General features: G+C 60.4%; 1 protein-coding gene. It reads left to right on the forward strand.

The window, feature by feature from the left end; genetic code table 11:
* Positions 1-1,048 (forward strand): ATP-dependent Clp protease ATP-binding subunit ClpX (clpX, locus tag D455_RS0128670; protein ID WP_017574084.1); only part of this gene is annotated, 1,048 nt, incomplete at both ends.

Here is a 1,048-nt window from a genome sequence, read left to right on the forward strand (position 1 = left end):
TGCCCAAGCCGCGGGAGATCTACGAGTTCCTGGATTCGTACGTCATCGGGCAGGAGCAGGCCAAGAAGGCGCTGTCGGTGGCGGTGTACAACCACTACAAGCGGGTGCGTTCGGAGGGCGATCGTCCGGGGGACGAGGACGTCGAGATCGCCAAGTCCAACATTCTGTTGTTGGGGCCGACGGGGTCGGGCAAGACGTTGTTGGCGCAGACGTTGGCGCGGATCCTGAACGTACCGTTCGCGATCGCCGATGCCACGGCTCTGACGGAGGCGGGGTATGTCGGTGAGGATGTGGAGAACATCCTGTTGAAGTTGATCCAGGCGGCTGACTACGACGTGAAGAAGGCCGAGACGGGGATCATCTACATCGACGAGGTGGACAAGGTCGCTCGTAAGAGTGAGAACCCTTCCATTACGCGTGATGTGTCGGGGGAGGGGGTGCAGCAGGCGTTGTTGAAGATCCTGGAGGGGACGACGGCGAGTGTGCCTCCGCAGGGTGGTCGGAAGCATCCGCATCAGGAGTTCATCCAGATCGACACGACGAATGTGTTGTTCATCTGTGGTGGTGCGTTCGCGGGGTTGGAGAAGTTGATCGAGTCGCGGACGGGTCAGCAGGGGATGGGGTTCAACGCGGTGTTGCGTTCGCCGTCGGAGTCTGCTGGGACGGCGTTGTTCGGTGAGGTGATGCCGGAGGACCTGTTGAAGTTCGGGTTGATTCCGGAGTTCGTGGGTCGGTTGCCGGTGATCACGAGTGTGCATGATCTGGATCGTGCGGCGTTGATTCGGATTCTGACGGAGCCGCGGAACGCGTTGGTGAAGCAGTATCAGCGGTTGTTCGAGTTGGATGGTGTGGAGTTGGAGTTCACGCCGGATGCTTTGGACGCGATCGCTGAGCAGGGGATTATTCGGGGTACGGGTGCGCGTGGTCTGCGGGCGATCATCGAGGAGGTGTTGTTGTCGGTGATGTATGAGGTGCCCTCGCGTGAGGACGTGGGGCAGGTGATCATCAGTCGGGAGACCGTGATCGACAACGTCAACCCCACCATCGT

Origin of the sequence: Nocardiopsis halotolerans DSM 44410 (genome assembly GCF_000341065.1) — a bacterium.
GTDB classification, from domain to species: domain Bacteria; phylum Actinomycetota; class Actinomycetes; order Streptosporangiales; family Streptosporangiaceae; genus Nocardiopsis; species Nocardiopsis halotolerans.